At 38.0% G+C, this 271-nt stretch carries 1 pseudogene; it reads right to left on the bottom strand.

The annotated features are described in order from the left end of the window. Positions 1 to 271 (bottom strand): annotated as a pseudogene (locus tag SCA31_RS23525) (glycosyltransferase); the annotation flags it as partial.

Below are 271 nucleotides of genomic sequence, written 5' to 3'. Positions count from 1 at the left end.
ATCCAGTTTAGCATGGATATTCACATAATCAAAACCATCACCAATGATGATGATCTGATGAATAAGCCCTTCTTCAATCAGTTTTTTATGAACGTCCAGAAGTCTGTCATACCCTTTCTGCGGATAAACCGTTCCAATTGTAATAAAAGTAGGGATTTGATTGGAAAAAGGATAATCATCGATGGCTGTATTCGCTTTCTGTAACGTATCTGCTTTGTCAATCGGGTTGAAAATTTTAATGACGGCCTGTTTTTCACGGTCATTTTGGGCG

The organism is Chryseobacterium sp. SIMBA_028, assembly GCF_046535285.1.
Classification (GTDB): Bacteria; Bacteroidota; Bacteroidia; order Flavobacteriales; family Weeksellaceae; genus Chryseobacterium.
This window is presented reverse-complemented; position numbering and strand designations above follow the sequence as displayed.